Origin of the sequence: Bowmanella yangjiangensis, from assembly GCF_017255015.1 — a bacterium.
GTDB classification, from domain to species: Bacteria; Pseudomonadota; Gammaproteobacteria; order Enterobacterales; family Alteromonadaceae; genus Bowmanella; species Bowmanella yangjiangensis.
Window position 1 is genome coordinate 1 of record NZ_JAFKCS010000457.1, and the last position, 614, is coordinate 614.

At 69.2% G+C, this 614-nt stretch carries 2 pseudogenes; both read right to left on the reverse strand.

Annotated elements, in window-relative coordinates:
* Window positions 1–288 (reverse strand): annotated as a pseudogene (locus J0A65_RS25125) (DUF1330 domain-containing protein); the annotation flags it as partial.
* 117 nt (window positions 289–405) lie between these two features.
* Window positions 406–614 (reverse strand): annotated as a pseudogene (locus tag J0A65_RS25130) (response regulator); the annotation flags it as partial.

Here is a 614-nt window from a genome sequence, read left to right on the forward strand (position 1 = left end):
GCGCACCAGCAGGACCTGGTCCCAGTGCTCGTCGTTTGGCGCGATGACGGCGACATGGGCCGTGCCCAGCCACTGCACTTCGCCACCGACGCCGCGCACCTTGGCCAGCGCCGTACGGCTGTAGCGCGCGTAGGCCTCGCGCCCGCTGCAGGGTGTCTCGTCACTGCCCGAGGGGTAGTTGGCCTGGGGGCTGAAACGCAGCAGGTTGAGCATCACGATCGGCGTATCGGCCGGCATCGCTTCGGCGAATGCGCGCATCTGTTCGCGGCTGGGGTTGAGGCTGGGCATGGCGACTTACTCGGTGGCTGATCGAGTCAGCCTGGGGGTGAGTCGTGCCGGCAGGCAAGCGCTATCGATGAGGATGATGACCGGCGATGCATGGCGGCACCTGCCGTCGTCGCGGCCTCAGGCCTCGAGCAGCTCGCTCAGGCGGCTGGCCAGCAGCCCGAAGTCGTAGGGCTTGACGATGCTGGCCGTGGCGGCCCCGGCGTCGCGGCTGCGCACTTCCTCCAGCAGTTCGCGCTCGTCATAGCCGCTGGCGAACAACACTGGCAGGGTCGGCCGCACCTGGCGGGCGTTCTGCACCAGTTCGCGGCCGTCCATGCCGGGCAGGC